The organism is Comamonas sp., assembly GCF_009360615.1.
Classification (GTDB): Bacteria; Pseudomonadota; Gammaproteobacteria; order Burkholderiales; family Burkholderiaceae_C; genus Comamonas.
In genome coordinates this window covers 35229-57597 of record NZ_SPEY01000071.1, presented here as the reverse complement: position 1 = coordinate 57597, position 22369 = coordinate 35229, and the positions used below count along the sequence as shown (strand labels likewise).

20 protein-coding genes are annotated in these 22369 nt (G+C 60.6%); 6 read left to right on the top strand and 14 right to left on the bottom strand.

Annotated features, from left to right (window positions below; translation table 11 throughout):
- Positions 1–442: 442 nt before the first annotated feature.
- The gene (locus E2583_RS18225) at positions 443–1861 is read left to right on the top strand and encodes a GGDEF domain-containing protein (RefSeq protein WP_291597619.1); all 1419 of its coding nucleotides are present in this window, start codon (positions 443–445) and stop codon (positions 1859–1861) included.
- A 215-nt stretch (positions 1862–2076) separates the two neighbouring features.
- A complete protein-coding gene (locus tag E2583_RS18220; protein WP_291597618.1) occupies positions 2077–3243 on the top strand; it encodes a GGDEF domain-containing protein in 1167 nt (388 codons plus the stop codon).
- Between the two features lie 12 nt (positions 3244–3255).
- Here the strand turns inward: E2583_RS18220 and E2583_RS18215 are convergent, their stop codons facing one another.
- The 3 genes from E2583_RS18215 to E2583_RS18205 all read right to left on the bottom strand — a co-directional run bounded on the left by E2583_RS18215 (position 3256) and on the right by E2583_RS18205 (position 6564).
- Positions 3256–4035, bottom strand: a complete 780-nt coding sequence (locus E2583_RS18215) for a YoaK family protein (protein ID WP_291597617.1) — start codon at positions 4033–4035, stop codon at positions 3256–3258.
- 147 nt (positions 4036–4182) lie between these two features.
- Entirely contained in the window at positions 4183–5400 is a 1218-nt protein-coding gene (locus E2583_RS18210) for a diguanylate cyclase (protein ID WP_291597616.1), read from the bottom strand.
- A gap of 969 nt (positions 5401–6369) precedes the next feature.
- Entirely contained in the window at positions 6370–6564 is a 195-nt protein-coding gene (locus E2583_RS18205) for a hypothetical protein (RefSeq protein ID WP_291597614.1), read from the bottom strand.
- A 1226-nt stretch (positions 6565–7790) separates the two neighbouring features.
- Between E2583_RS18205 and E2583_RS18200 the strand changes: the two genes are divergently transcribed.
- Together E2583_RS18200 and E2583_RS18195 are read left to right on the top strand one after the other, a co-directional pair.
- Positions 7791–8201, top strand: coding sequence for a hypothetical protein (locus E2583_RS18200; protein WP_291597613.1), 411 nt, complete (start codon positions 7791–7793; stop codon positions 8199–8201).
- A 289-nt stretch (positions 8202–8490) separates the two neighbouring features.
- Complete coding sequence (locus E2583_RS18195; RefSeq protein WP_291597612.1) at positions 8491–10020, top strand: EAL domain-containing protein; 1530 nt, start codon at positions 8491–8493, stop codon at positions 10018–10020.
- Positions 10021–10643: 623 nt separating this feature from the next.
- Here the strand turns inward: E2583_RS18195 and E2583_RS18190 are convergent.
- The 6 genes from E2583_RS18190 to E2583_RS18165 all read right to left on the bottom strand — a co-directional run bounded on the left by E2583_RS18190 (position 10644) and on the right by E2583_RS18165 (position 15831).
- A complete protein-coding gene (locus E2583_RS18190) occupies positions 10644–11393 on the bottom strand; it encodes a hypothetical protein (protein WP_291597611.1) in 750 nt (249 codons plus the stop codon).
- Between the two features lie 9 nt (positions 11394–11402).
- Positions 11403–12881, bottom strand: coding sequence for an amidohydrolase family protein (locus E2583_RS18185; protein WP_291597610.1), 1479 nt, complete (start codon positions 12879–12881; stop codon positions 11403–11405).
- 190 nt (positions 12882–13071) lie between these two features.
- A complete protein-coding gene (locus E2583_RS18180) occupies positions 13072–13515 on the bottom strand; it encodes a universal stress protein (protein ID WP_291597609.1) in 444 nt (147 codons plus the stop codon).
- A 749-nt stretch (positions 13516–14264) separates the two neighbouring features.
- Positions 14265–14906 carry a heme-binding beta-barrel domain-containing protein gene (locus tag E2583_RS18175; RefSeq protein ID WP_291597608.1) on the bottom strand — a complete coding sequence of 214 codons (642 nt, stop codon included), beginning with the start codon at positions 14904–14906 and terminating at the stop codon, positions 14265–14267.
- A 116-nt stretch (positions 14907–15022) separates the two neighbouring features.
- A complete protein-coding gene (locus tag E2583_RS18170; protein WP_291597607.1) occupies positions 15023–15427 on the bottom strand; it encodes a DNA breaking-rejoining protein in 405 nt (134 codons plus the stop codon).
- Positions 15428–15522: 95 nt separating this feature from the next.
- On the bottom strand, positions 15523–15831 hold the full coding sequence (locus E2583_RS18165; protein WP_019042789.1) for a hypothetical protein: 309 nt from the start codon (positions 15829–15831) through the stop codon (positions 15523–15525).
- Positions 15832–16868: 1037 nt separating this feature from the next.
- Between E2583_RS18165 and E2583_RS18160 the strand changes: the two genes are divergently transcribed.
- Positions 16869–17252 (top strand): hypothetical protein, encoded by a 384-nt coding sequence (locus tag E2583_RS18160; protein WP_291597606.1) that lies wholly within the window; start codon positions 16869–16871, stop codon positions 17250–17252.
- Positions 17253–17545: 293 nt separating this feature from the next.
- Here the strand turns inward: E2583_RS18160 and E2583_RS18155 are convergent, their stop codons facing one another.
- The 4 genes from E2583_RS18155 to lexA form a co-directional block, all read right to left on the bottom strand.
- Positions 17546–18007, bottom strand: coding sequence for a universal stress protein (locus E2583_RS18155; RefSeq protein WP_045839521.1), 462 nt, complete (start codon positions 18005–18007; stop codon positions 17546–17548).
- 147 nt (positions 18008–18154) lie between these two features.
- Positions 18155–18400: a hypothetical protein gene (locus tag E2583_RS18150; protein WP_291597605.1), complete on the bottom strand. Its 246-nt coding sequence runs from the start codon at positions 18398–18400 to the stop codon at positions 18155–18157.
- 423 nt (positions 18401–18823) lie between these two features.
- Entirely contained in the window at positions 18824–19234 is a 411-nt protein-coding gene (locus E2583_RS18145; protein ID WP_291597604.1) for a hypothetical protein, read from the bottom strand.
- Between the two features lie 176 nt (positions 19235–19410).
- Complete coding sequence (gene lexA, locus E2583_RS18140; protein ID WP_291597603.1) at positions 19411–20082, bottom strand: transcriptional repressor LexA; 672 nt, start codon at positions 20080–20082, stop codon at positions 19411–19413.
- Positions 20083–20164: 82 nt separating this feature from the next.
- Between lexA and E2583_RS18135 the strand changes: the two genes are divergently transcribed.
- Positions 20165–21148, top strand: a complete 984-nt coding sequence (locus tag E2583_RS18135) for an asparaginase (RefSeq protein WP_291597602.1) — start codon at positions 20165–20167, stop codon at positions 21146–21148.
- 275 nt (positions 21149–21423) lie between these two features.
- On the opposite strand, the gene adk is transcribed toward E2583_RS18135, so the two are convergent.
- Positions 21424–22080, bottom strand: coding sequence for an adenylate kinase (gene adk / locus E2583_RS18130; RefSeq protein WP_003054002.1), 657 nt, complete (start codon positions 22078–22080; stop codon positions 21424–21426).
- Positions 22081–22369: the final 289 nt, after the last annotated feature.

Here is a 22369-nt window from a genome sequence, read left to right as displayed (position 1 = left end):
CGCCGATGGCTGGTGAAACTCGGGTTGGCCGGTACACCCAGCCTGCCGGAAGGGGGCGACGCCAGCCTGGCCGGGACTTGTCCGGCGGGCCCGCATGGTGGATGGGGAGGGGATCTCGCCGACGGCAAGGCGGGTTGCAGACAACTTGGCACCCGCACATCGAGCGGCAGCGGTCGGGTCAATGCCAGGCTGCCCTGCTGCCGCAGCATGTGCGACAAGACGGTTGTCGGTTGTGGCTCCGCGCCAGACACGCCCTGTCACGGCCGTGCATCTCCTCTGGCCGGGACAGAAGCTCAAAGGCTGGCGTGTGGGGGCGCTTGGCCCGCGGGCCATTTCGGTGCACTGGCCGGTCCCTGCCGAGTGAGAATATGCCGGGTGCCAGCCTTCAGGACTCCCCCTGTTTGTCCGATCAAAAAACACGCCGACGGATTGCGTAATATCCATGCGGAAACTGATCACAGAGGCGCATGTCAGGGCCGCCCCCAAATTAATGTATCCCTTCGTTACCAATCAGGGTGAGAATGTGGCGATGAAGAAGAATAGTTATCTTTCGTCACTTTCTGATTCTCGGCCGGACACTCTCCCGCAAATGCTGCAGGTGGCGGTGGAACAGGCATTTAACGCGGTGGTGATCACCGATGCGGAAATGGCCGGGGGCGGCCCCTTCATTCGCTATTGCAACAATGCGTTTGCCCTGATGACGGGTTACGCCATCGAGGAGCTGCTGGGCCGGTCTCCGCGCATGCTGCAGGGTCCCGATACGGACCCGCAGGTCATTGAGCAAATGCGCCAATGTCTTGCGGATGGCAGTTTTTTTCAAGGCAGTGCGGTCAATTACCGAAAGGATGGAACGCCATACCATGTGTCCTGGAATATCTCTGCCGTAAGGGATACCGCAGGAAATATCGCGCATTTTGTCTCCGTTCAGCAGGATGTTACGCGGCAGGTGGAGGGTGAAAGGCAGCGGGATTTGATGATCCAGGCATTGAACTCCGCCAATGCGCCGGTATTCATCACCGATCGCAAAGGCAGTATTGTGTTCGTCAATCATGCTTTTGAGCGACAGACGGGGTACTCCTTCGCCGAAGCCATTGGCCGAACGCCGGCAATACTGCACTCCGGTGCCCATACTGCGCAGTTTTATTCCGAATTGCGCGATGCCTTGGTGCGCGGGGACAACATCAGCCGGACTTTTATCAATCGGCGCAAGGACGGAGAGCTCTATCATGCGTCGCAGAGCATTTCGGCGCTGCGCGACGCCAGGCAGCGGATCACGCACTATGTGAGCGTTTCCAAGGACATCAGCGAGCTGGTTCAGCGCGAGCAGGCGCTGCGCGTGCAGGCCTTGCAGGATGACCTGACAGGTCTGCTCAATCGAAGTGCCGGGCGGTATGAACTCGAGAATTGCCAGCGGAACGCGGAGCGCCAGGGCCTCCCCTATGCCTTGATTCTGTGCGATGTCGATCTTTTCAAGCAGGTCAACGACCAGTTCGGTCATGAAGCCGGCGACAGGGTTCTGCAGCAGGTTGCAGAAGTACTCGGCAGCTGCGTGCGTTCCTCGGAGCATGTGGCGCGCTGGGGCGGCGAGGAGTTTCTGATCATCGTGCCCGGCGCTGGTCTGCAGGCGGCCCTGGATCTGGCCCACAGGCTTCGTCTGGCAATTGCTGCGCAGAGTTTTGCAGAAGTGGGCTGCATCACCCTGTCTTTCGGTGTGGGATGCTGGGAGGCGGGCGACGCGTGCGCAGATTTGCTGCGCCGCACCGACATGGCCTTGTATCGAGCAAAGAACGCGGGCCGCAATCAGGTGGTCTGTGCCCGGCGAGGACCCGAGCAGGCTCATTCCCGGAGATCCGATGCCTAGCCCTTCGTGCCGGGATGCGCAGGTGACGGCTGCATTACGGTCGATGGTGGCGGAAATCGCGCGGGAAATCGATTCGTCGTTGTCTCGACACTTGCTAGCATTCGCTCCCGAACCCTGCAGTCCACTGATCCAGTGGACGTCTTCCTCCAAGTCTCAGGGCATGGGTGGTCACATAGGTGCGGCCCCCTGGTTGGGCTCTTCTGATCGGCAGAACCATGCCTAGCCATTTGCAGCTGTACTTGTTGGTCGCACCGGTTTGCATCATGGCCCTGGGTGCGCTCATGGCTTTTTGCTGGCTGGCGCAGCGCCGTTCCCTGTTCCTGCTCTCCACAGCTTTCGGTCTGACGCTGACGGGGATTGCGCTGGGACTGCAATGTCTGATGTCTGCGGGGGAGCTATCGAAATGGGCCGTCTACACCGGGCCTGCATACCTGCTGGCAGCCTGGCTCTGCACCTGGGGTGTCGCCCAGAAGTTTGCCGTGCCCTCCTATCCCAAGACCTCGTCCCTGGTGTCCGTCATCGTAGTCGCTGCGCTCTATGAATACAGCGCCGTGCGGGACGATATTGCTGCGCGCGTGCTGTGGCTGAATACCGGACTGGGCATCATTCACTTCATGCCCTTTCCCGCCATCGCGCTGAAGAAGGTCAAGCGTGACGGGCTGGAAAAACTGCTGTATCGGTCCTACGGCGCATTCGCCATCTATACGGTTCTGAGGCCGGTCATGGTCCTGTATCTGGGTTTCAGCGAGTTGCAGGACATGCTCAACTCCATTTACTGGCTGGTCACCATGCTGGGCTCGCTGCTGTTCAGTCTGGTCTTCTCGGGGTTGATGCTCATTGTTTCCATGGCGGATGCCATGTCCAAACTGAGGGAAGAGCGCAACCTCGACGCGCTCACCGGAGTCCTGAACCGACGCAGCTTCTGGGAACTTGCCCCGCCCCTTGTGCGTGATAGAAAGGCGCAGCCGATCTCGGTGGTCGTGGCCGATCTGGACCACTTCAAGCGTGTCAACGACAACTGGGGGCACGAGTTGGGAGACCAGGTGCTCAAGGCCGCCGCGCAGGTCATACAGGCCGGGGTTCGCGGCACCGACCTGGTCGCCCGCTTTGGCGGCGAGGAGTTCGTTTTGTTGCTGGCCCATGCCGACATCGAGACCGCAAGGCGGGTCGCGCAGCGCATCCGTGCAGGGATCAGCGAAGCCATAGACCCCTTGCCCGATGGGCAGCGCGTGACCTTGAGCCTGGGCATCGTGGCATGTCCCTTGGACAGTGACTTGCGGGAGGCCGTGATGCAGGCTGACCGGCAGCTCTACAAGGCCAAGCAGCAAGGGCGCAACCAGGTCGTCGTGCTCGATCCCGCTGGGGCTGCGGCCGCAGTTTGAGCTGCGGGCCGCTCATCGCTTCCTGCTGAAATGCGACGGTCGCTCGGCCGCCTGCACGGCATCGCGCAGAAATGGCGGCACGGACAGCGCCAGCAAAAGTGCGGCCAGCGGCACCACGCAGATAAAGCCTATGTGCTTGAAGCCCAGCGCGCCGGTGATCCCGCCCAGCACGAACATCACGATCAGACCTGCCGAAACCTTCATGCGGCGCCAGTCGTGTCTGACCTGGGACGGCAATGAAAGTCCGGCCTGGGCGTGGCGCCTCCAGAAGAACATCTTGCCCAGCTCCATGCCCAGATCCGTGAAATTGCCGGTCATGTGCGTGGTGCGCGTGCTGCCGCCCGAAGTCTTGGAGCCCACGGCATTTTGCAGACCCATCATGAATGACAGCAGCAGCACGGTCAGCGGCACCGCAAACGGGGTGTTCCAGGTCAAGGTGACAGCCCCCATCAGGCCGAAGGCGATCAGCATCAGCGCTTCCAGCATCAGGGGCAGGGCATAGACGCTGTACCGATGCCGTTTGCGGCCCCAGTTCACCAGCACCGCACACACGGCCGCGCCGGTCGTGAAGGCGATGATGGCGCCCAGCGCGTTCAGCAGCAGCGTGGCGTTTTCAAGCACCATGCCGTCGGCTATCTGCGAGGCAAAGCCTGTCATGTGCGAGGTATACATGCGCAGCACCAGAAAGCCGCCAGCGTTGACCGCGCCGGCGTTGAAGGCCAGCAGCAGGCCCAGGGCGATATTGGTGGACGGCGTGCGATGCCGGTTCGTGAGATGGCGAAGTCTGCGCATCAAGGATTCCACTGACAAAACTGCAGCTACGGCGGGAGTGCCCATGCCGGCGAGCTGTTGGGCCGGCAGCCAATCGGAAGTCATCGATTGTGGGCCCAATTGGATCAACGAGCTGTCTGCTGCGAGATGCCCGGATGCCGGGCCGCACTACATCAGCAGCGCCATGGGGTGGTCTGCAGGCATGGTCTGCTCGAAGCTGATGTCCGGGTAGAGGCGGCCCTCCACATGCACGCGATCCCGTCCCGCATTCTTGGCGCTGTAGAGCAGCTGATCGGCCAGCCGCAGCGCCCCTTCAAGCTGGTTGGCATTGTGGATGGCGGTGATGCCGAAGCTCAGCGTCACGGCGGGGCCGGCCGGCAGAACCTTCTGGTCGCTTCTGAGTTCCAGGCCGATGCGTCTGGCGACCTGCTCGGCACCCTGAAGGTCGATCCGGGTCAGCAGAACCATGAATTCCTCGCCGCCAAAGCGTGCCACCAGATCATTGCTACGCACATTGTGCTGCATGGCTCTGGATACCAGCTGAAGCACTTCGTCGCCCTTGTCGTGCCCCCAGCTGTCGTTGATGCGCTTGAAGTGATCGATGTCGCAGGCCACCAGGGCCATGGGATACAGGCGCTTGTCGGCCAGGCGCTGCAGCGCGGTTTCGCCAAAGGCGCGGCGGTTCAGTGTCTGGGTCAGCGCATCCAGATCACGTTCGGTGCGCAGCTGGCGCACCGTATCCCTGATGGTGACGGCACAGATCAGCACGGTGAAGAGCAAGGCAAAAAACAGAATGCTCATCAGCGTGGTCAGCCAGTAGGTCGAGTTGGCCTCCATGGCATCGCTGAGACCGTTGTGCGCGAAGGTCGCCACCAGCGTCGGGCGCAGCATGGTGAGAACGGCATACGACAGATAGGACCACAGCAAAGTCCTGTCCAGCCAGTCACTGGAGAGGCCCCGCCTGAGGACGGCAGGCACCGGCAGCAGGAGAATCAGTGCGACGCCGATGCCGAATGCATGCAGCCGTCCTTCGGGGTTCCGCGCCATGTTGGCGAAGTAGTACAGCGATGCCAGGGTGACAGCGCACAGTGCCAGGACGGCAAGCGGATACATCGGCACGCGCCGACGTTCTGAAAAACTTTTGGACAGACACCATGCTCCCGCCAGAAACAGCCCGTTCACGAGAATGACATAGTGGTTGAGAACCTCGAACTTCAGCACGCTGCGAATGCTGACGGACACGGCCGTCAACAGGAAGGCGGCGCATAGCCAGAGCAGAAAGCGTTGTCGGGGTTGTGTCACCCAGCACACCCCGAGCAAGCCCGCAAGAAACAGCAGGGACAGGGATGGCATCAGCACGTAGATATGGTCGTTGCTCGTATGCATACATAGGCCTTCTGCTAGTCACTGCCAACAGACAGGCCAGACTGGCCATATCTCTCATCGAATCTAAATGCCAACGCGATCGGCAATGTGTCAGTTGCGGATCCGCTAGACCGGAAATTAACAACTTCTTGCGATTTCTGACAGTTCCCTTTGTCCTTTTTTGCCGAGGAAATGACTAAAAGTGACATTCGCTGACAGCATGCGCCAGGATTGCCGGCGCAAACCCTTGCCTTCAACGCACGAAGTCCGAGAAAGTGGGTCTAAACAGGCCGGAAGCATGACTTCATGCACCTGGGCCTGGGGAAGCATTGGCGACAATTGGGCCCGTGAAAAAGCCCCCGCACCGGCGCCGTTCTTGCCGCAATGCTCGGCATCGGCGGTTGCCGGCTGCAGGCCGCAGCGCCCATGATCGGCGTGGCCCATCCGGCCTCGTTCTATTGCGCCACGTTGGGCAGCAAGACAGGTTTCGAGTAAGCAGGTGCTGGTGAACGCGGTCTTTGCGTGCTGCCCGTCAGCAGGAAGATCGACGCGTGCACTCGCAGGCGGCGAGAGCATCTCTCGCGGTAACGGTATCCCGGACATGGCATCGGCCCCTCCGGCTATCGGGCCCGGTCTGCTGTGCCGGCAGTGCGTGCCCATGCAGGCTCGGAAACGTGGCGACCGGGTCGGCAGGCATTGGGCCGGTTCCGGACGGTCGGTGAGGACCGCGCAAGCTCGCTGCCGTGATCCGGAAAGGAAAAGGCCCTATGGATAGCCAGGCTGGCGCTCCTCGGCGTGGATGTCGGAGCGCACTTGATGGGTGGGCGCATTGCCCTTTTTCTGTAGATGCCTGAGGGTGGTTTGACTCTGAAAGCAATGTGCAACTGGCGCTGGGTGCTGTGCGTTCAACAGCGACTGGCAGACAGGTCTTGGGGCATCGTGGTGCTGCAGCCTCGGCCCCACCGATGGAACGACGCGCGTGGCAGTGGGTCAGGGCTTTTCACGCAGGCATTGGACGGTGTGGGCGTCCAGCCATTCGGCGTGCATGCCCGGACAGGCAAATTCATCGCGCAGGGATCGTGTGCGGGCGGTGGGCTCGTCTGCCTGGGCACTGGGAGTGGCCAGCCACAGTGCACCCATGCCGATCGCGGCGAAGAGGATCAGGGATTCGATGATCTTTTCCATGACATTTATCCAGTATGGCGCTTACCAATCAAGCGCGTATAGCTATCAGAATTGATGGATTGAGCCTTCAAAGCGGCCAGGCCTCTGGGGTGCTGGCGATGACGGCGACTGCACCGAACAGACCGCACAGGCCCAGCAGCACAAGTCCCCATTGCACGGCGTTCAGAAGCTTTGCTCCAGGGCAGGAGCGAGCAAGAGCAGGACCGCCAGCAGCAGCGCGAGTGCGGCGGTGGAGGTGTGTGGCCATTTCACAGGCCTCCCTTCTCGCGCAGGCGCCTCACGAGGTCTTCATCAACGGGGGCAGGGATGGTGCGGTACGGCATGAAATCTCCTTCAGACGAGAGGCCGGCCCGCTGGATGGGCGGGGGCGAATAAAAAAGGCCAGTGCCCTTGCGAGCAGGCGAAACCAACGAAGGTGTGGAGTGAATGCGCTTCGCGCTCTGGCTGGGAATCGATGGTGAAGCTGCGGTTCGGGACAAAATCCTGGATCTCCAACAGGCGGCTGCGTCGGATATGACTGTTATTTTAATCAGTGCTGTTTAAATGTACAGTAGTTTAGGCGTGGACTGTACAGTGCGTCAACAGTCGTGAAGGCGGGGTGTTGCGTGGCTGCAGCGGATGTCCGCAGGCAAAGAAAAAGCCCACCGGCATTGGCGGGTGAGCTTGTGGGTAAAGGCCGATGCCTTTCGGCGTGCCCGAGGAAGCGGAGGGAGGGTCAGAGAATCTCAGGCTCGGCAGAAAACGAGGGGGCGTTTGCCATCGCGTGGCACGGCTTGAGCGCCATGGAAGATGGTTGCGCTGCAGTACTGGTCAAGCGTATTCGAGGCCTTGATTTTGAGCAAGAATCTCCGACTGCAACCCTCACATCGGATGGCTCTGCCTGACCCTGCGGGGGAATGATCGCGCGCCAGGTCCTTGCGGTGCTTCTGAACGCACACGTTGACGCCTCGGCTGCTGCGTGCCTGATGGATACCAAAGGCACACCGTTGTGGCCGTGGACGCAGCGGTCCTAATCTTGCGGGCATTCGGTCACGATGCCAGCGGCAGAGTGGTGCGCTTTCCCGAGCCGCTCCCTGGTGGCGGAAACCACAAACCCGCCTGGGCCGGGCTCATCTCCGATGCCTATCCCACGGCAGGGGAGAGGCATCCGGGGCGATACCCAGGAAACAGCCTGCATCACTGCGTATCGAACCTTGCCGGTGAGCGTGTCGGTCACCAGGGAGTGGATGGACCCCGGTCTGTCGCCATTGCGGTGGTCGACATTGCTGCCGTTGAAACGATCAGATGAGATGAGCGGGGAGGCTGATTGCATTCCAGCTCCTTTTTTGTGTGGGGATCCGAGCAGCGCGTCCACACCGGGCCCGGTGCGTGCTTTCAGTGATGGTGGGTTCGATGCAGCGGTCCGTGCGGCGGCTGTCCCTGACTCTGGGCCTGGCTCGGGGTTTGCTGCTGTGGCCGGCCGCATTGGCGGGGTTCTGGCCTGGCTGGCGTTGATCAGTGCTTTGCTGCGGCTGTTGCGGGTCCTGCGGGGCGGTTTGTTGCGTCATCTGCTTCACGGGTTCAGGTTGGCGCGCAAGGACAGCTTGTTTGCAGGAGAACAGGGTGAGAGCCTGAAAATCGTGAGCGAGCCGCCATGACGTCTCCACTGTTTAAGGACTGAGACGGAACTCTCGATACCCCTCACAGGATTCGGTATGCAGGCTGCAGGTCGGAGTCCGGCTGCGAGTCACATCGGCAGGCGTTGCTCTGACCAATCGAGTTTCGCGCTCATTGTCCGAATGGGCACTGCTACACGCTCCGAGGGCGCAATATCCTACCGGGATACCGTCAGTCTCCAAGACAAACATTCAGACACAAAGAAAGATTCCAGGCATGTTTGCGGGTGAACATAGAATGAAAATTCAATAGGCCTATGAAAATCAATCAATGAGTAATTTATCGGGAATCAATAAGAACCCCATAGAAATAAAGCTTCTGATTTATTCTTTGCCTATTGTGGGATTGTTTTTCGGATTCTTCTTTGGCAATCGGCTCGATCTTTATCATTTTGAAGATCAGGCAGAAATACAGCACTCGTTCATCTTGAAGCGAGCCATGAGGCAGAGGCAGGAGGAAACAAAGATATTCGATGCTCTCAACGCAACAGGGGCTGATTGCAGTCCGCATGACATTCAAGAGTTGAAAATACATCTTTCCCATGCCAAATATATAGCGGATATCGGAAGGATGGTAGATGGGAAGATAAGATGCACTGCAATGTCGGCAGTGGTTGACGGGATGCGATTGCCCGAATCCGCCAGTAAGCAGCGGGAAGACGGGGTTCTGCTCTGGCCGAATATTGAATTTTCTCAACTCGGTAAAGACACCGGCTCGGTGGCCCTGGGGGGGAGCGTGGCAATCTTTACCAACCACGATCTGTTCGATGATCTGGCAGCGGAGGGGACCAATACGGTTGTGCAGATCAACTCCAAAGATCAGAAAATCATCTATTGGTATTCCAAGGTATTGGACAATTACAGGCATATACAGGAAGATTTTTTATCTCGTAAGATCCGGCCGACACTTCAAAAAACGAGTTGCGTTTCCGATCTTTGCGTGCAGTCCGAATTCAGGGTCTCATGCAGGCTCAACACCCTGGTGCTGTCTGGTCTGGGATTGGCAATTGGCCTGCTTTTGTCGATCACCATCGCCATGCGCTGGAGGGTCAAGCACGGATTGCGCTACAGGCTGCTCGAAGCCATGAGGTCGCGACAGATCCTCATGGAATATCAGCCCTTGCTGGCTGTCGCAGACAGAAGAATCGTCGGTGCAGAAGCCTTGGCCCGTTGGTGCCACAATGAAGTTGGTGCAGTCTCTCCCGATGTGTTCATTCCTTTGATTCAGAAATTGGGCTTGCGAAAAGCATTTGCCACATATGTATTCACCAGCGTCGTCGAAGAGCTGAAGGTCAAGCTCAAGGCCGAAGACGATTTTTATGTAGGAATCAATGTATTTCCTGCAGATCTGGAAGAAGACGATTTCTTTGAGTTTGTGAAATCGACACTGGAAAAAATGCAAATTCCCGCAGAGAAAATAGTTCTGGAGGTGACCGAAGGCAGCCAGTTCAGCGTCGACGATCCAGCCAGGATATTCCAGAAATATCGGTCCCTGGGAGTGAAAATATACATCGATGATTTCGGAGTGGGTTACTCCAACATCAGTCGAATCCTTGAAGGTGGCATCGACGGCATCAAGTTGGACAGGGTCTTTATCCGATCGGTTGATTCGCAGGCAGATACGGCACCCATTCTCGATAACATTGTGGCCATGACGAAAAAGATGGGGGTTCAGATTGTCGTCGAGGGAGTGGAGACACTTGAACAGCATCGGTATATTGCCAAGCTGGCTCCCGGGGCGATTGGTCAAGGCTGGTTCTATGGCCGCCCCGGGCCGGCTTGCGCGCTGTCCGCCAACTGACGGCGGAGTCGGTACGATGGGGCTGCGTTCTGCGCAGGTTTGCGACGCGGACCAGGCCGGTTCGGGCAGCCGTCACCTGCCTTGGGTCGATGTACTCCCGCAGAGTCCGCAGGGGCTGGCCTCTCTTGATTTTGCCGCTGTTACCCCGGTCTCCAGGATCTGGGCCCGGTGTTTGGGAGGGCTGCACCACGCAGTCGCTGAATGCGAAAGGCAGCGGTACCGTCGGCCTCTGGCTCAGGTCTGGCCGCAACTGGACCGCCATGCGACGAGCAGGCCATCCGATAGCGCCCAAGACCCGGTATTCCGATGCCGTCGGGATGCCTGAAGAGCATGAGGTGGTCGCCGGCATGGCTGACGTGCTGGAGGACAGAGGAGGGTCCTGCTTGTCAAGCACAGCCAAGGGCGATGGGGGCTCTCCGGTATTGCGCTGATCCTGGGTCATCTCGGTGCAGTCCGCCAAGGGCCACGGCGACAGGACCTGTGCCGCTGCCTCCGATCTGACAGGAGGCCACCGGATCTCGTCCCCTCCACTGGACCCGGTCACCGCGAGCCCAACCTTGCCCGATGGAAAAGCCCTTCGGTGGATGGCCTGGCCCGTGTCAGGTTGCACGCGCCAGCGGATGTCAAAACCTGAACGTCGCTCCGAGGAGAGGGCCGCTCTGGCTGAAATCCAGGCGCTTGCCGCCGTCTTGGTAATCCACGCTCAGGTGGCGGTAGCCGACCGAGACAAAGATGTTCTCCTTGACCTGGTAGTTCACCGAGGCATGAACCTGCCAGGTGAACTTCGAGCCCACATCCAGCCCGCCCATATCGGCATACAGCAGGCCGGACCAGCGCTGCGCAATGTCGTAGCGCCAGCGTGCGGCGATCACGGGGTCGACGAACGAGGTGCTGGACTGCGCCGACGCCACCCCCGGCACGTTCACCTCCGCCTTGATCTGCCACAGGCGAAATCCCGCCATCAGGTCCAAACTCGACGGAGGGCTCAACGCCCAGTGGTGCCCGCCCGTCATCGTCAGCGAGGTCTGGCGTATCTTGGCTTGGGCACTCATGCCCAGGGGCAGGGCGGCCTTGTCCGATGTGGCTGCGTAGCTGAAGTCGCCTTGCAGCACATAGCTGCCCTTGCGCGCAGTGCCGTTCACAAAGGCTGCGGCGTCCAGGTTCTCCAGAATGTCCGAGAACGACTTGTTCACGTCGACCGTGGGTGCACCCCTGAAGGGGCGCACGCTGCCGTCCAGACCGGTCATCCACACATAGGGCGTGAGTTGAAAGCGCCACGCATCGGCCGATTCCTTGCCCTGCGCCCAGGCCGGCGTGCCGGCCAGCAGGCCCATGGCCAGCGCTGCTGCGGCCGTCTTGATGTGCTGTGTCATTTGTCTCCCTTACAGCGTGTTCTTGTGCACCTTGCCGTCCTTCATGATCAGGCGCAGGTTCTGTTCAGGGTTGGCCAGAAAGTCCAGATTCACCGTCGGGTCGCCATCGGCCACCAGCAGGTCGGCAAACGCACCGGGGGCGATGCGGCCCAGCGGCTGGGGGTAGGGGTTGCGCTCGCCCGACAGGGCCAGCAGCTCGCCGTTGATACCCGTGGCCTGTTTCAGCAGCGTCATCGGGTCGTAAAAGCGCGTCAGCTTGGCCAGCTGCCTGCCTTGCGTGGCCGTGCCCTTGGGGCTGAACAGAATGTCCGTGCCCCAGCCGGTCTTGATGCCGTACTTCTGCGCCATCTCATAGGCGCGCACCGTGCCCTGGGCCACGCGCGACTGGCTCTCGCGCCGCACGGCATCGGTGTAGGGGTTGGCGTCCTCGTCCTGCAAGAACGGCTGCAGGCTCCACCACACACCCTCGTCGCGCATCATCTTCACGCTCTCTTCATCGGCCAGCTGGCCGTGCTCGATGCTCTTCACACCTGCCTTGATGGCCCGCTTGATGCCCTTGGGCGTATACACATGCGCCATCACATAGGTGTTCCAGTCGCCAGCGGCTTCCACGCCGGCGCGTAGCTCCTTCTCGGTGAACTGGGTGCTGTCCAGCGGGTCGTACAGCGATGCCACGCCGCCGCCGGCCAGCATCTTGATCTGCGATGCGCCCAGCATCAGCTGCTCACGCACGCGGCGCAGCACCTCGGTCTCGCCGTCTGCAATCATGGCCACGCCGACTTGCTCCACCATGCTCAGCGGCTCGTTCGCCGCACGCGGAATATCGCTGCGCAGGCGAAAGTCGCCATGGCCCGAGGTCTGAGAAATCATCGCCCCACTGGGGTAGATGCGCGGGCCCGGCACCATGCCTTCGTCGATCGCGCGCTTGAGCGCAAAAGCCGGCCCGCCCGCATCGCGCACCGAGGTAAAGCCGCGCATCAGCGTGCGCTGCGCCTCTTGCGCAGCGCAGATATACAGATAGCCCAGATCTGCCGTCATGGCCGTCATCTGCGGAATGGCTGCCAGCATGGTGTGCCAGTGCGTATCGATCATGCCCGGCATTACCAGCTTGCCCTGGCAATCGATCACCTGGGCACCTTCCACCTTTTCTCCGGCAGAAGGCAGTGCCGTGATCAGCTTGCCCTGAATCAGTACCTGCACGCCATGGCGCACTGCCTTGCCAGTGCCGTCAAAGAGACGCAGATTGCTCAGCAGCAGCGGGCGCTCCGGCGGTCTGGTTGCGCCGCCAGGGCCTGTCTCGGTGGCATACAGGCTGGCAAATGGCGCCAACATGGCCGCCAAACCGCCCGCAAACATTCGGCGCGACATATCGCTCATCACCCGTTCATGCAGCAACTGGCACACCACACTGCCGCAGGTGCAGGCTCTGGGGCGAATCGGGCCGGTCTTCCAGGCCAGGTCGGCATCGGCGGTGATTGCGTGATTCATGGGATTTCCGACCTTTCGCAATGAACAAGCAGGCGTCTGTACGGCATGTGGAACCAGCGGTTCACTGCAGGAGGTTCGGATGCTGCACGACGACTGTGGCAGGCAAAAAGCGCCCCAGTGCACCTGGGCGCCGGGGTAGGGCTTTGGGGTCCAGCACCGCCGCGAGTCTTGCGCGCTGCCGCACGCATTCTCAGGGGCGGTGCACCAGCACCGGAATGCTGCTGTTGATCAGTACGCGCTGGGTTTCGCTGCCCAGCAAGATGCCGGCGATGCCCTTGCGGCCGTGGGATGCCATGCAGATCAGGTCGCAATGGTTATCCTGGGCGGTCTTGATGATGGCCTGATTGACGGAGATGCTCGTCGTTCGCAGCGTTTTGCACGCGACGCCCTCGGCTGCGGCCATGTCGATTGCGGTCTGCAGGACCTTGTCGGCCTCTTTCTGCGCACTCTTGTCAAACTCCGCCGCGTTGTACGACATCAGTGCCTCGGCGCCATAGATGATGGCCGTGTAATCCGGCATCACGTACAGCGCCGTGACCTGGGCACCTTGCTCCTTGGCCAGCCGCATGCCTGCTTGTAGCGCCGCCTCCGAGAGTTTCGAGCCATCCGTCGGGATCAAAATGTGCTTGAACATGTCCACCTCCTTGCGCGCCAATGCGCATATCGTTACCGGATGAATTGGGCCGATTTCCGAACCCATACTCACACTCGCAGGCAGCCCATGCAAGAGTCGTCGCGTCGATTGAACCAGTATCTTGATGGAAGTCAATAAATGAAGTCGTCAGCGCCAAGTGGCGCTATCGCCACTTCGTGGGGTCCGAAGCGCCGTTAGCGGAAAATCTGGCCTTGGACAGGCAATGAGCGCCCTGTCGCCGGGTGGTTGGCCGACGACTCCTCTGTCTGCAATCCGCTGTCCTATGGGCGAGATGGAGCCGGAGGCTCTGGGCTTCGTATCCTGCCCAAAGCACATGGGAGACGGGATCTGCAGACGTTGCCTGGATCAGCGCAGGGCTTCCAAGGCCGGCTCGGATGCGCATGCCATGTCAGGGGCAGACTTGGCAGCGCGTTTGCGGTGTGCAGACATCGAGACTTCGCCCGATCTCACCCCGAAGGTCTGAAGATCGAAGGTTTTGTCCTTGGCGGTGCAGGCATGCGATGCCCCGACACGGACCGCCCTCTCTGCCTCTCTGTTCCGACGGGCCCGCAGTGGTTGCTGATCGGTTCCCAGATGCTTGCCCGAAGCATGCCCGCACGGAATGGACGCAGTGCTGCGTCGGCACTGGGCAGCGCTACGCCCAGCTGCATCGGGGGCGGTGCGGCCCCCATGGGGGCATTTCCCGAGGAATGCGCGGGTGGTTGCGCCGCCGCCCTGACGGTTCGCCTTCAGATCTCCAGCGCCGCTCGTGCCGTGGGATTGGGCGTGGGCTCGCCGATCTTGTGCAGGGTGTTGCGATCGGTATGGGCAAAGGGCTCGCTCTGGCCTGGGATGGCAAGTGTGGTTTCCTGCTCGTACGACCAGCTTCCGTCGGCGTGCTTGGTGACGGTGATGGTGTAGGCGTCGGTTCTGAAGGCGTGCTCCAGAAACGGGTTGCTGGAAATGCCATTCACAGTGGAGCCGCGCACGGCCTTGAGGGTGAAGCTGGTGGCGTCCGCAGTGGTTTTTCCGGTGGCCATTGCCGTTTGCCCCCGCGGAATGCTGAGGGTCAGGATGATGTTGCCGGTGGCGGGCTCCCACAGCCAATAGCCGACCTGGTCGTGAAAGGTCTCCACGTCGTCGGGTTTGACGATGCGCGTGTGGTAGCGCAGACCGTAGAAGAGCTGGGGGCCGTTGGTCTGCGCATCGATGGGTTGCAACTCCATGTGTTCGATGAAAGCCTGCTTTTCGGGGCCGTCTGCCTTGGGGTTGACATCCAGGCCTCGCCGGCCTGTCCAGATGCCGGCCATGCCGGTGAAGGGGCCGAGATTGGCCAGGGTGTTCACATCGGGTGTGGGCTCGGTGTAGATGTCCTTGGGAAAGTTTTCCATATCGTGTAACGAGCTTTCACTTTGAATCTGGTGAAGCCAGTTTACAGGCCGTGGGTCGATGTGAAACTGACCACAGTCAAGCAGCGGGAGGGCTCCGGGTTTGTCGTTGCGAGGGGTCAGGTACTTTCCTCGGTCGTGAGCGTGAAGTGCGCACTCTCGCCGCGCAGCGCGGCTTCACGTGTGAGGTAGATCAGCACACGGTAGCTGGCACCGCGTTCGACGCGGAAGGTACAGATGTTTTGCCGTGCCGAGCCTGCGCACAGAGGCTGGGCATTGCCGTCCTTGAAGACATTCATCTGGCTGGACGGGTTATCGGTGTTGAGCGTGACGGTCATGCGCTGGAAGGGGCGCGTTTCCAGCCCGTATTGAACCACGCCATGGCCCGTGATCTGGCCGCTGTAGGAGTTGGTGTAGCCACCCGGCGTCGTGAAGGCAGCCTGGGCCCTTGAGCTGCTGCTGAAGTACAGGGTCATGAGACTGAGCAGGGCAGCAGTTGCAAGCATCGGTCGGAAGCGGATCATGCAACTCTCCTGTTGGAGCTGGACAGGGTGGCGCGCCTGGCGAAGTGGCAGGCACCCGTGCCGTCAGCCGATCCGCCGTCATCTGCTGCGGCAGCCTAGCGGCAAGAGACATTGCGCCAGCTGAATTTGCCGTCGTTGAAGAACTCTGTCCATACCGACATGATGGGAGCCTGACGGTAAGAAAACGTAATCTGGTTAGGGATCTTTGGCCCCAGCGCAGCGGGCTGGCCATTCTTGTCGAAGACCTTGACGATGAAGAGCGTGACACCGCCGTCTTCATCGGTATTGAGGACGACGCGGTAGTCCTTGGTGAAGATATCCCAGTCGAATTGCTTGGTCACATATGTGTGCAGACGGACAAAAGCGCGATTCGCGTTCTTGGCGGCGGGGTTCACTTTTCTCATGTTCAAACTCCCAGTTGCTCAACCATTTGCCGCAGAACCTGCGAGCTGACATTTCTTTGCATTTGAGTGATGTTGTATCAAGAGGATGTAAGTAAGTATGTAGGCACTTACAGATCGCACCGATGGATAGCTCTGATCCCGTTTGTGAGCATGCGGGAAGTTCCAAGGAGGCAGTTTGCCGGTGGCGCTGTCATCCTTTCTTGATGAACTAAGCGTGCTAAGTAGTGGAGTAGAAAGATAGCTTTTATCAATTGATTCAGGGCCGTGCTGGCGTGGAATCCGCAGGGCATTCCTGGTCCCCTGGGCCATCCCTGCATGGCTTTGGTGGGGCTGCGAACTCGACTTGCCACATGAATGCCGGCATTGCCCCTCTGGACGCCCGCAAGAAAATCACCAACCAGCCCCCGTCACCTGAGCTCCGGCCTGCAACTCATCGGGCCGGTGGGCTGTGGGCTCTATCCGCTGTTCTGCCTGAATCAAATCAGGGGGCTTGCGTTGCCGGGATCACAGCGGCTCCGCCCATGAAGTCGCAGGCGCGAGCGGCTGGCGTGCAGGTGGCCTGCACAGGAGCAGGCCCGTGATTGCGACCGCTGGGACTCAATCATCGGGGCCGCTTTGAGCCGGTGACGCCGAGGCAGGCAGACAAGCGGCTGCAGTCATGGCCTTCTTCCTGCCCTCCAGGCAGAGGGGGTAGCATCCGTGCGAAGCCTCGCGGAGGGACTTCGCAGCCGCAGGGCGCTGTTTCGCAGATATCGCGGGACGTCGGGCAAGTCTGCAATCTCCATGCATTCAAGAATGGGAGTCGTTCACTTTCCAGTTCAAGCTGCAGCTTCGGGATGGCGTGACGCTTCGGGATCCTGCCGGTACCACCGGACCCGCTTGCTGTCGGCCCAGACTTCCACAGTCTTAACCCTGCGCCTATTGGTGATGTGAATTTTGTTTCAGACGAAGTTTTGGGTAAATTGTGCGTAGGAGAATTCTGAAAGTGATGTGCAAAAGGCGAATGAGCCCGGTGCGCTATTGAATTACAAGAACTCATGTCCCACCACCTGCAATACACCTTTGCTTCCCGTCTGGATGCCTGGATCAGGCATATGAAGACGGCCAAGCCTTGCCACACGCAGCAGATGGCCTATGAGTTGGTGATCGAAAGCTGGATTCATGTCAATGCCGAGCTTGGCGCCTCGCAGGAGTTCCTGAAAGCTCTGCGTCGGCGTCGTCTGTGTGAGGAGCATGGTTGGCGGGGCGTGAATACCAGCGTGGCACATTGGGATCTGGACGATGACCGGCCTGTGCGGATCTATCTGCATGAAGACGGCTCCATCGTGGTCCAGCAGATGGATTCTCAAAATCTACAGATCCTGTTCACCCTGCCCGGGCATCGGGAGCGTTCGGGTGAGGCATCTGCACGATGTGCCTAGGCTGCAAAAAAATGCCCGCGCGAGGCGGGCAAGTTTCGGGGTCCCTTCGATTCCGTTCTGCAGCTCACACAGTCAATGCATTTGAATAGTTGGCGGAGGCATCAGCTTCAGCCCCATTTGCCGTTTATCGCTCTTGCACTGTTGCTGACGCGTTTGAACGGTCGACAGGTTGCCCCATCGGGTGAGGCCGGCAGTCATGGACTGCCAGCCTGCATTGCTGATTCGGTCGCGCGCAATTGGTGTTGGTGTCCATGCTCGCAACAATGGGCCTGAGTCCGGATGTTTCGTGCTCCTCAGTGCTTGCCGGTTGAGGCGGGCCGATGCACCAGCACCGGAACGTGGCTGTGGGTCAGAACGCGCTGGGTTTCGCTGCCCAGCAAGATTCCGCCGATGCCCTTGCGGCCGTGGGATGCCATGCAGATCAGGTCGCATTGCAGTTCCTGCGCCTGCTGAACAATGGCCTGGTACACAGACGCATGAGTGACACGCACGAAATTGCAGGGCACGCCCTCGGGTCTGGCGATCTGGTCAACGAATTGCAGGGCCGCATCGGCATCGCTGTTGGCGCTGCGCTCGAATTCTGCGCTGTTATAGGTGAGCAGGGCATCTGCGCCATAGATGATGGCGCGGTAATCGGGCATCACATACAGGCCGGTCACCTTGGCACCCTGTTCGCGTGCCAGCAGAACGCCCGCGCGCACGGCGGCCTCGGACAGTTTGGTGCCATCGGTGGGGATGAGCAGGTGCTTGAACATGTTCAATCTCCTGATTCCGGAAGATGTGCCTGGATGCCAATTTATTCCAATATTTCGGGCGGCGCAATGACCAGAACCTTGCCTGGTGCCGGGCGCTGAACGCAGGGAAAGTCCCGTCATGGGGCAGTACGGCGGCCTCGTGCCGGCTCAGTTCTCCGACGAAGCGGGAACGCGATTGAGAATCTCGCCAGTGGCCTCCATCTCGAACTGCTGGGGATTGAGCCAGTTGACCTTTTGATGATCGGACGTTTCGAAGTAGATGGCGGATGGACGTATGGACACGCCATGTGGCATGTCCACTTCGTCAAAGCTCTGATAGACCAGAATCAGGCGCAGATTTCCGTTGGCGTCTTTGGCCTGTATGTGCTGCAAGAGCTTGCGGTAGGCACTCATAGGACGCCCTCGTTGACATGTGTGTATGAATGTTTCCACTGTCGAGAAGGTGCCGCAATACCCTGATCCGGGTATCTGCCGCGCATGACATGACCGCCTGGCAAGGAATTTGGCCGTCTGCAGGGGCGTTGCAAACGGAAGTCTGGAGGGCGCAAGCCGTCAGGGCATCGGCAAAAAACTTACAGGGCGATCCAGATCGTTCGGTGCGGCACAGCGGTTCGTATTCACCCGGGTGGGGTTCTTTGCCGGTGCAATGGAGGATGCACCGCTGCGCGCCATCTGTCGAACCATGCGGGCTGCGCCATGGGGCTCCTGTGGACGGCAGCCAATCAGAAGGCCTGTGGACGCTTTGTCGCATCAGCAACGGTTCCATTGCGATTTGCGCCCTGCTTCGGGAATACAACGAGCCAGACCTCGCGCTGTTCAGGCTTGCCGTGCCGTTTGTTCATGGAGGGCCATGCGTTCCAGCGCGGCGCAGACGTCGGCCATCCGACCGGAAATCAGCAGGCACTCGGGTTGCTTGCGCGGTTCACGCTGCACGATTTTGAGCAGCCGCACAGAGGCGGCCTCAGTCCCCTGTGAGCGGGCGGGCGGTGGGGCGGTCAGGGTCTGGGGACTAAGCGTCCCGCTGCCAAGTCGGCTGCGGCTGCGATTGGCACGCATGACCGGGATGCGGATTCGTGACACCTTCGGACGATGGGTCTTGAAGGTCGTGGTCTCTGCGCCTGCGGAGCCTGCCTGGCCGCCACGGAGGTCCGGGGTGAGAGGATGCGAGGACGACAGGCTGTTCAGTGTCCGGCGCGTCCAAGACTGCATTGATGCGGCAAATCCCATTTGACAACTCCTCTTGATGACCTTGCGGCCTGGATAAGGGCAGGATTGGGGCTTCAGGCAAAGCTCCGCCCAGGGCGAAGCTCCGCAGCTTCGCGCCTACCACCTGGGATCGGGACGGAAAGAGACCTGATGCACCTCCGTCATGCACATGGAGGCGAAGACAGGCCGTCTGGCCGTTACATGAACATGCTGTTGCGGATCAGGCCTACGGCCAGGCCTTCGATGGCGAAGGGCTCTTCAGGCGACACGTGAATGACCTTGTAGTCAGGGTTCTCGGGCAGCAGCTCGATGCCCTGCGGCGTACGCTTGAAGCGTTTGACGGTGACGTCGTCACCGAGGCGGGCCACCACAATCTGGCCGTTACGCGCCTCATGCGTGGCCTGTACCGCCAGCAGGTCTCCGTCCATGATGCCTGCGTCCCGCATGGACATGCCGCGAACCTTGAGCAGGTAGTCGGGCTTGGCGGCAAACAGGCTGGGCTCGACCGAATAGCTTTGATCGATATGTTCCTGGGCCAGAATAGGCGAGCCGGCGGCGACGCGGCCGACCAGAGGAAGCACCAGCGGGGCCAGGGCCGTGAGCGGCAGCGCAAAGCTGGCGCCGCGTGCCGCATTGATGGTGCGCACGGTGTCGGCGCGCAGGCGGATGCCGCGCGAGGTGCCACTGACCAGATCGATGACGCCTTTTCGGGCCAGGGCCTGCAAATGCTCTTCTGCGGCATTGGCCGATTTGAAGCCGAAGGTGCTGGCAATCTCGGCCCGGGTCGGGGGCGCACCCGTGCGAGCGATGGTGGACTGGATGAGGTCCAGAATCTGCTGCTGGCGGGGAGTGAGCTTGGGGTGGTCCATGGGCATTCCTTGATCGATCGATGATGAACACTGTCTGTTCATCCAGTACCTGTATTTTTAATCAGTTTGAAGAGGACTGCAAGTGGAGCGTGACAAAAATATCGTCATCCTGGGCACAGGGGGCACGATTGCCGGTGTCGCTGAGCAGGCGGGCACCAGCGTGGGGTACCGTGCGGCCCAGCTGGGGGTGGCTCAGTTGCTGCAGGCCGTGCCCGATCTCCAGTGCGTTGCGGCGGCGTCGCTGCAGGCGGAGCAACTGGCGCAGCTGGACAGCAAGGACATGGATCATGCAACCTGGCATGCGCTCGCGCTGCGCTGTGCGCAGCTGCTCGGGCGTGATGATGTGGGCGGCATGGTGATTACCCACGGCACCGACACTCTGGAGGAAACCGCCTGGTTTTTGCAATGCGTCCTGCATCCGGCAAAGCCCGTGGTGCTGACCTGTGCCATGCGCCCGGCCACAGCCGTCTCGGCCGACGGTCCTGGCAATCTGCGTGATGCCGTGGCCTGTGTGGCCGATGCGCAGGCCGCCGGTCGAGGCGTGCTGGCCGTGGTGGCGGGCAGGGTGTTCAGCGCGCGCCAGGTGCGCAAGGTGCATCCCTACCGTGTGGACGCCTTTGACGGCAGCGGTGTGGGCCCCGAAGGCTGGGTGGAGGAGGGGCGGTTGCGCTGGGCAAAGAGCGGGATGCCGCAGGCTGCATCGGCTGGCAGCCCCGCGCGCGCTCTACCGCCTGCAGATCACTGGCCCCAGGTGGAACTGCTGCACAGCCATGCAGGCTGCAGCAGTGCCGTGACGCTGACAGTGATGCAGGCCTGGCATGCGGCAGGCGTGCGCGGAGTGGTGGTGGTGGGCACGGGCAATGGCACGATCCACCAGGCATTGGGACCCGCACTGGAATGGGCACAGGCGAAGGGCATGGCTTTGCGCATCACGACCCGTTGCGAGGAAGGGCAGGTGGTGCAGGCTCAGGGCGAGCAGGATGCCCGTGCCACCAGTCTGCCCGCGGTCAAGGCCAGAATCAGTCTGATGCTGGAATTGATGGGCTGGCCTCGCTCACCGGATTGAGTGATTCCATCCTGTGGGTGAACGAGAGCCGTGAATGCAGGGGAGTTCCGATGCGCGGCACCAGGGAACCCGTGGACATCCGCGCAATATGCAATCGAGCTGAAAGCTGCGGCTGCAAGCTCCGTGCGGTGTCCCTGAGCCGATGGCTGCGGGCAGAGTGGCCGGGAGCGAGAGGTTGGAGAGTGAAAAAGGCCGGTGCGGACACCGGCCTTTGTTGCCTTGAGCTGGCGGGGGACGAAAAATCGGCGCCGCTCCTGTGCGATCGGTCAGGGCAATCAGGAAGCCAGGGCGGCCAGAGCGCGCTCGGTGATTTCTTCCACGCTACCTGTGCCGCTGATGGCACGGTACTTGGGGGCCGCTGCTGCGTCGGCCTTGGCCCAGTTGCTGTAGTAGTCCACCAGAGGACGGGTCTGGTTGCTGTAGACGTCCAGGCGCTTCTTGACGGTTTCTTCTTTGTCGTCTTCGCGCTGCACCAGGTCTTCACCGGTCACATCGTCCTTGCCTTCCACCTTGGGAGGGTTGAACTTGACGTGGTAGGTGCGGCCCGAGGCGGGGTGGCTGCGGCGGCCGCTCATGCGTTCGATGATGGCGTCGAAGGGCACATCGATTTCCAGCACATAGTCCAGCTTCACGCCGGCGGCCTTCATGGCGTCGGCCTGGGGGATGGTGCGGGGGAAGCCGTCAAACAGGAAACCCTTGGCGCAGTCGGGCTGGGCAATGCGTTCCTTGACCAGGTTGATGATCAGATCGTCACTGACCAGCTGGCCGGCGTCCATCACGGCCTTGGCTTGCAGACCCAGAGGGGTGCCAGCCTTGACGGCGGCGCGCAGCATGTCGCCCGTGGAGATTTGAGGGATACCGTACTTTTGGCAAATGAAGGCCGCCTGAGTGCCTTTGCCGGCGCCGGGTGCACCCAACAAAATCAGTTTCATGGAAATCCTTGAGGAGAGTAGAAATTCTTGCTGGCCCAGGCAGACGGGTGGTCGTCCGTAGTCCCCGGGCCGTATTTTTTCGCGGGCAAGGATAGCACGCACAAGACCAACACAGGCTTACACAATTCAGTCAAGGCGGTCACAAGTGCGGCCAATCGAAGGCGTGTATCCGCTGCAAACGCGATTGCTGTAGTTGTAATCCAGGAGCCGAAGACCTTACATAGGCTATTCGGACTATTCGGAAAGTATAGCGATCGGCGCTTTCCTGGATTGATCCTGGGCCCTTTGG

Bases quoted from the DNA above. Each gene is read 5' to 3' on its own strand.
- E2583_RS18215 (WP_291597617.1), bottom strand. From the start codon at position 4,035: ATGCGCAGACTTCGCCATCTCACGAACCGGCATCGCACGCCGTCCACC.
- E2583_RS18150 (WP_291597605.1), bottom strand. From the start codon at position 18,400: ATGAGTGCCTACCGCAAGCTCTTGCAGCACATACAGGCCAAAGACGCC.
- E2583_RS18220 (WP_291597618.1), top strand. From the start codon at position 2,077: ATGCCTAGCCATTTGCAGCTGTACTTGTTGGTCGCACCGGTTTGCATC.
- E2583_RS18170 (WP_291597607.1), bottom strand. From the start codon at position 15,427: ATGATCCGCTTCCGACCGATGCTTGCAACTGCTGCCCTGCTCAGTCTC.
- E2583_RS18145 (WP_291597604.1), bottom strand. From the start codon at position 19,234: ATGGGATTTGCCGCATCAATGCAGTCTTGGACGCGCCGGACACTGAAC.
- E2583_RS18210 (WP_291597616.1), bottom strand. From the start codon at position 5,400: ATGCATACGAGCAACGACCATATCTACGTGCTGATGCCATCCCTGTCC.
- E2583_RS18185 (WP_291597610.1), bottom strand. From the start codon at position 12,881: ATGAATCACGCAATCACCGCCGATGCCGACCTGGCCTGGAAGACCGGC.
- E2583_RS18200 (WP_291597613.1), top strand. From the start codon at position 7,791: ATGGACCCCGGTCTGTCGCCATTGCGGTGGTCGACATTGCTGCCGTTG.
- E2583_RS18205 (WP_291597614.1), bottom strand. From the start codon at position 6,564: ATGGAAAAGATCATCGAATCCCTGATCCTCTTCGCCGCGATCGGCATG.
- E2583_RS18180 (WP_291597609.1), bottom strand. From the start codon at position 13,515: ATGTTCAAGCACATTTTGATCCCGACGGATGGCTCGAAACTCTCGGAG.
- E2583_RS18195 (WP_291597612.1), top strand. From the start codon at position 8,491: ATGAGTAATTTATCGGGAATCAATAAGAACCCCATAGAAATAAAGCTT.
- adk (WP_003054002.1), bottom strand. From the start codon at position 22,080: ATGAAACTGATTTTGTTGGGTGCACCCGGCGCCGGCAAAGGCACTCAG.
- E2583_RS18175 (WP_291597608.1), bottom strand. From the start codon at position 14,906: ATGGAAAACTTTCCCAAGGACATCTACACCGAGCCCACACCCGATGTG.
- E2583_RS18165 (WP_019042789.1), bottom strand. From the start codon at position 15,831: ATGAGAAAAGTGAACCCCGCCGCCAAGAACGCGAATCGCGCTTTTGTC.
- E2583_RS18160 (WP_291597606.1), top strand. From the start codon at position 16,869: ATGTCCCACCACCTGCAATACACCTTTGCTTCCCGTCTGGATGCCTGG.
- E2583_RS18225 (WP_291597619.1), top strand. From the start codon at position 443: ATGCGGAAACTGATCACAGAGGCGCATGTCAGGGCCGCCCCCAAATTA.
- E2583_RS18190 (WP_291597611.1), bottom strand. From the start codon at position 11,393: ATGACACAGCACATCAAGACGGCCGCAGCAGCGCTGGCCATGGGCCTG.
- lexA (WP_291597603.1), bottom strand. From the start codon at position 20,082: ATGGACCACCCCAAGCTCACTCCCCGCCAGCAGCAGATTCTGGACCTC.
- E2583_RS18155 (WP_045839521.1), bottom strand. From the start codon at position 18,007: ATGTTCAAGCACCTGCTCATCCCCACCGATGGCACCAAACTGTCCGAG.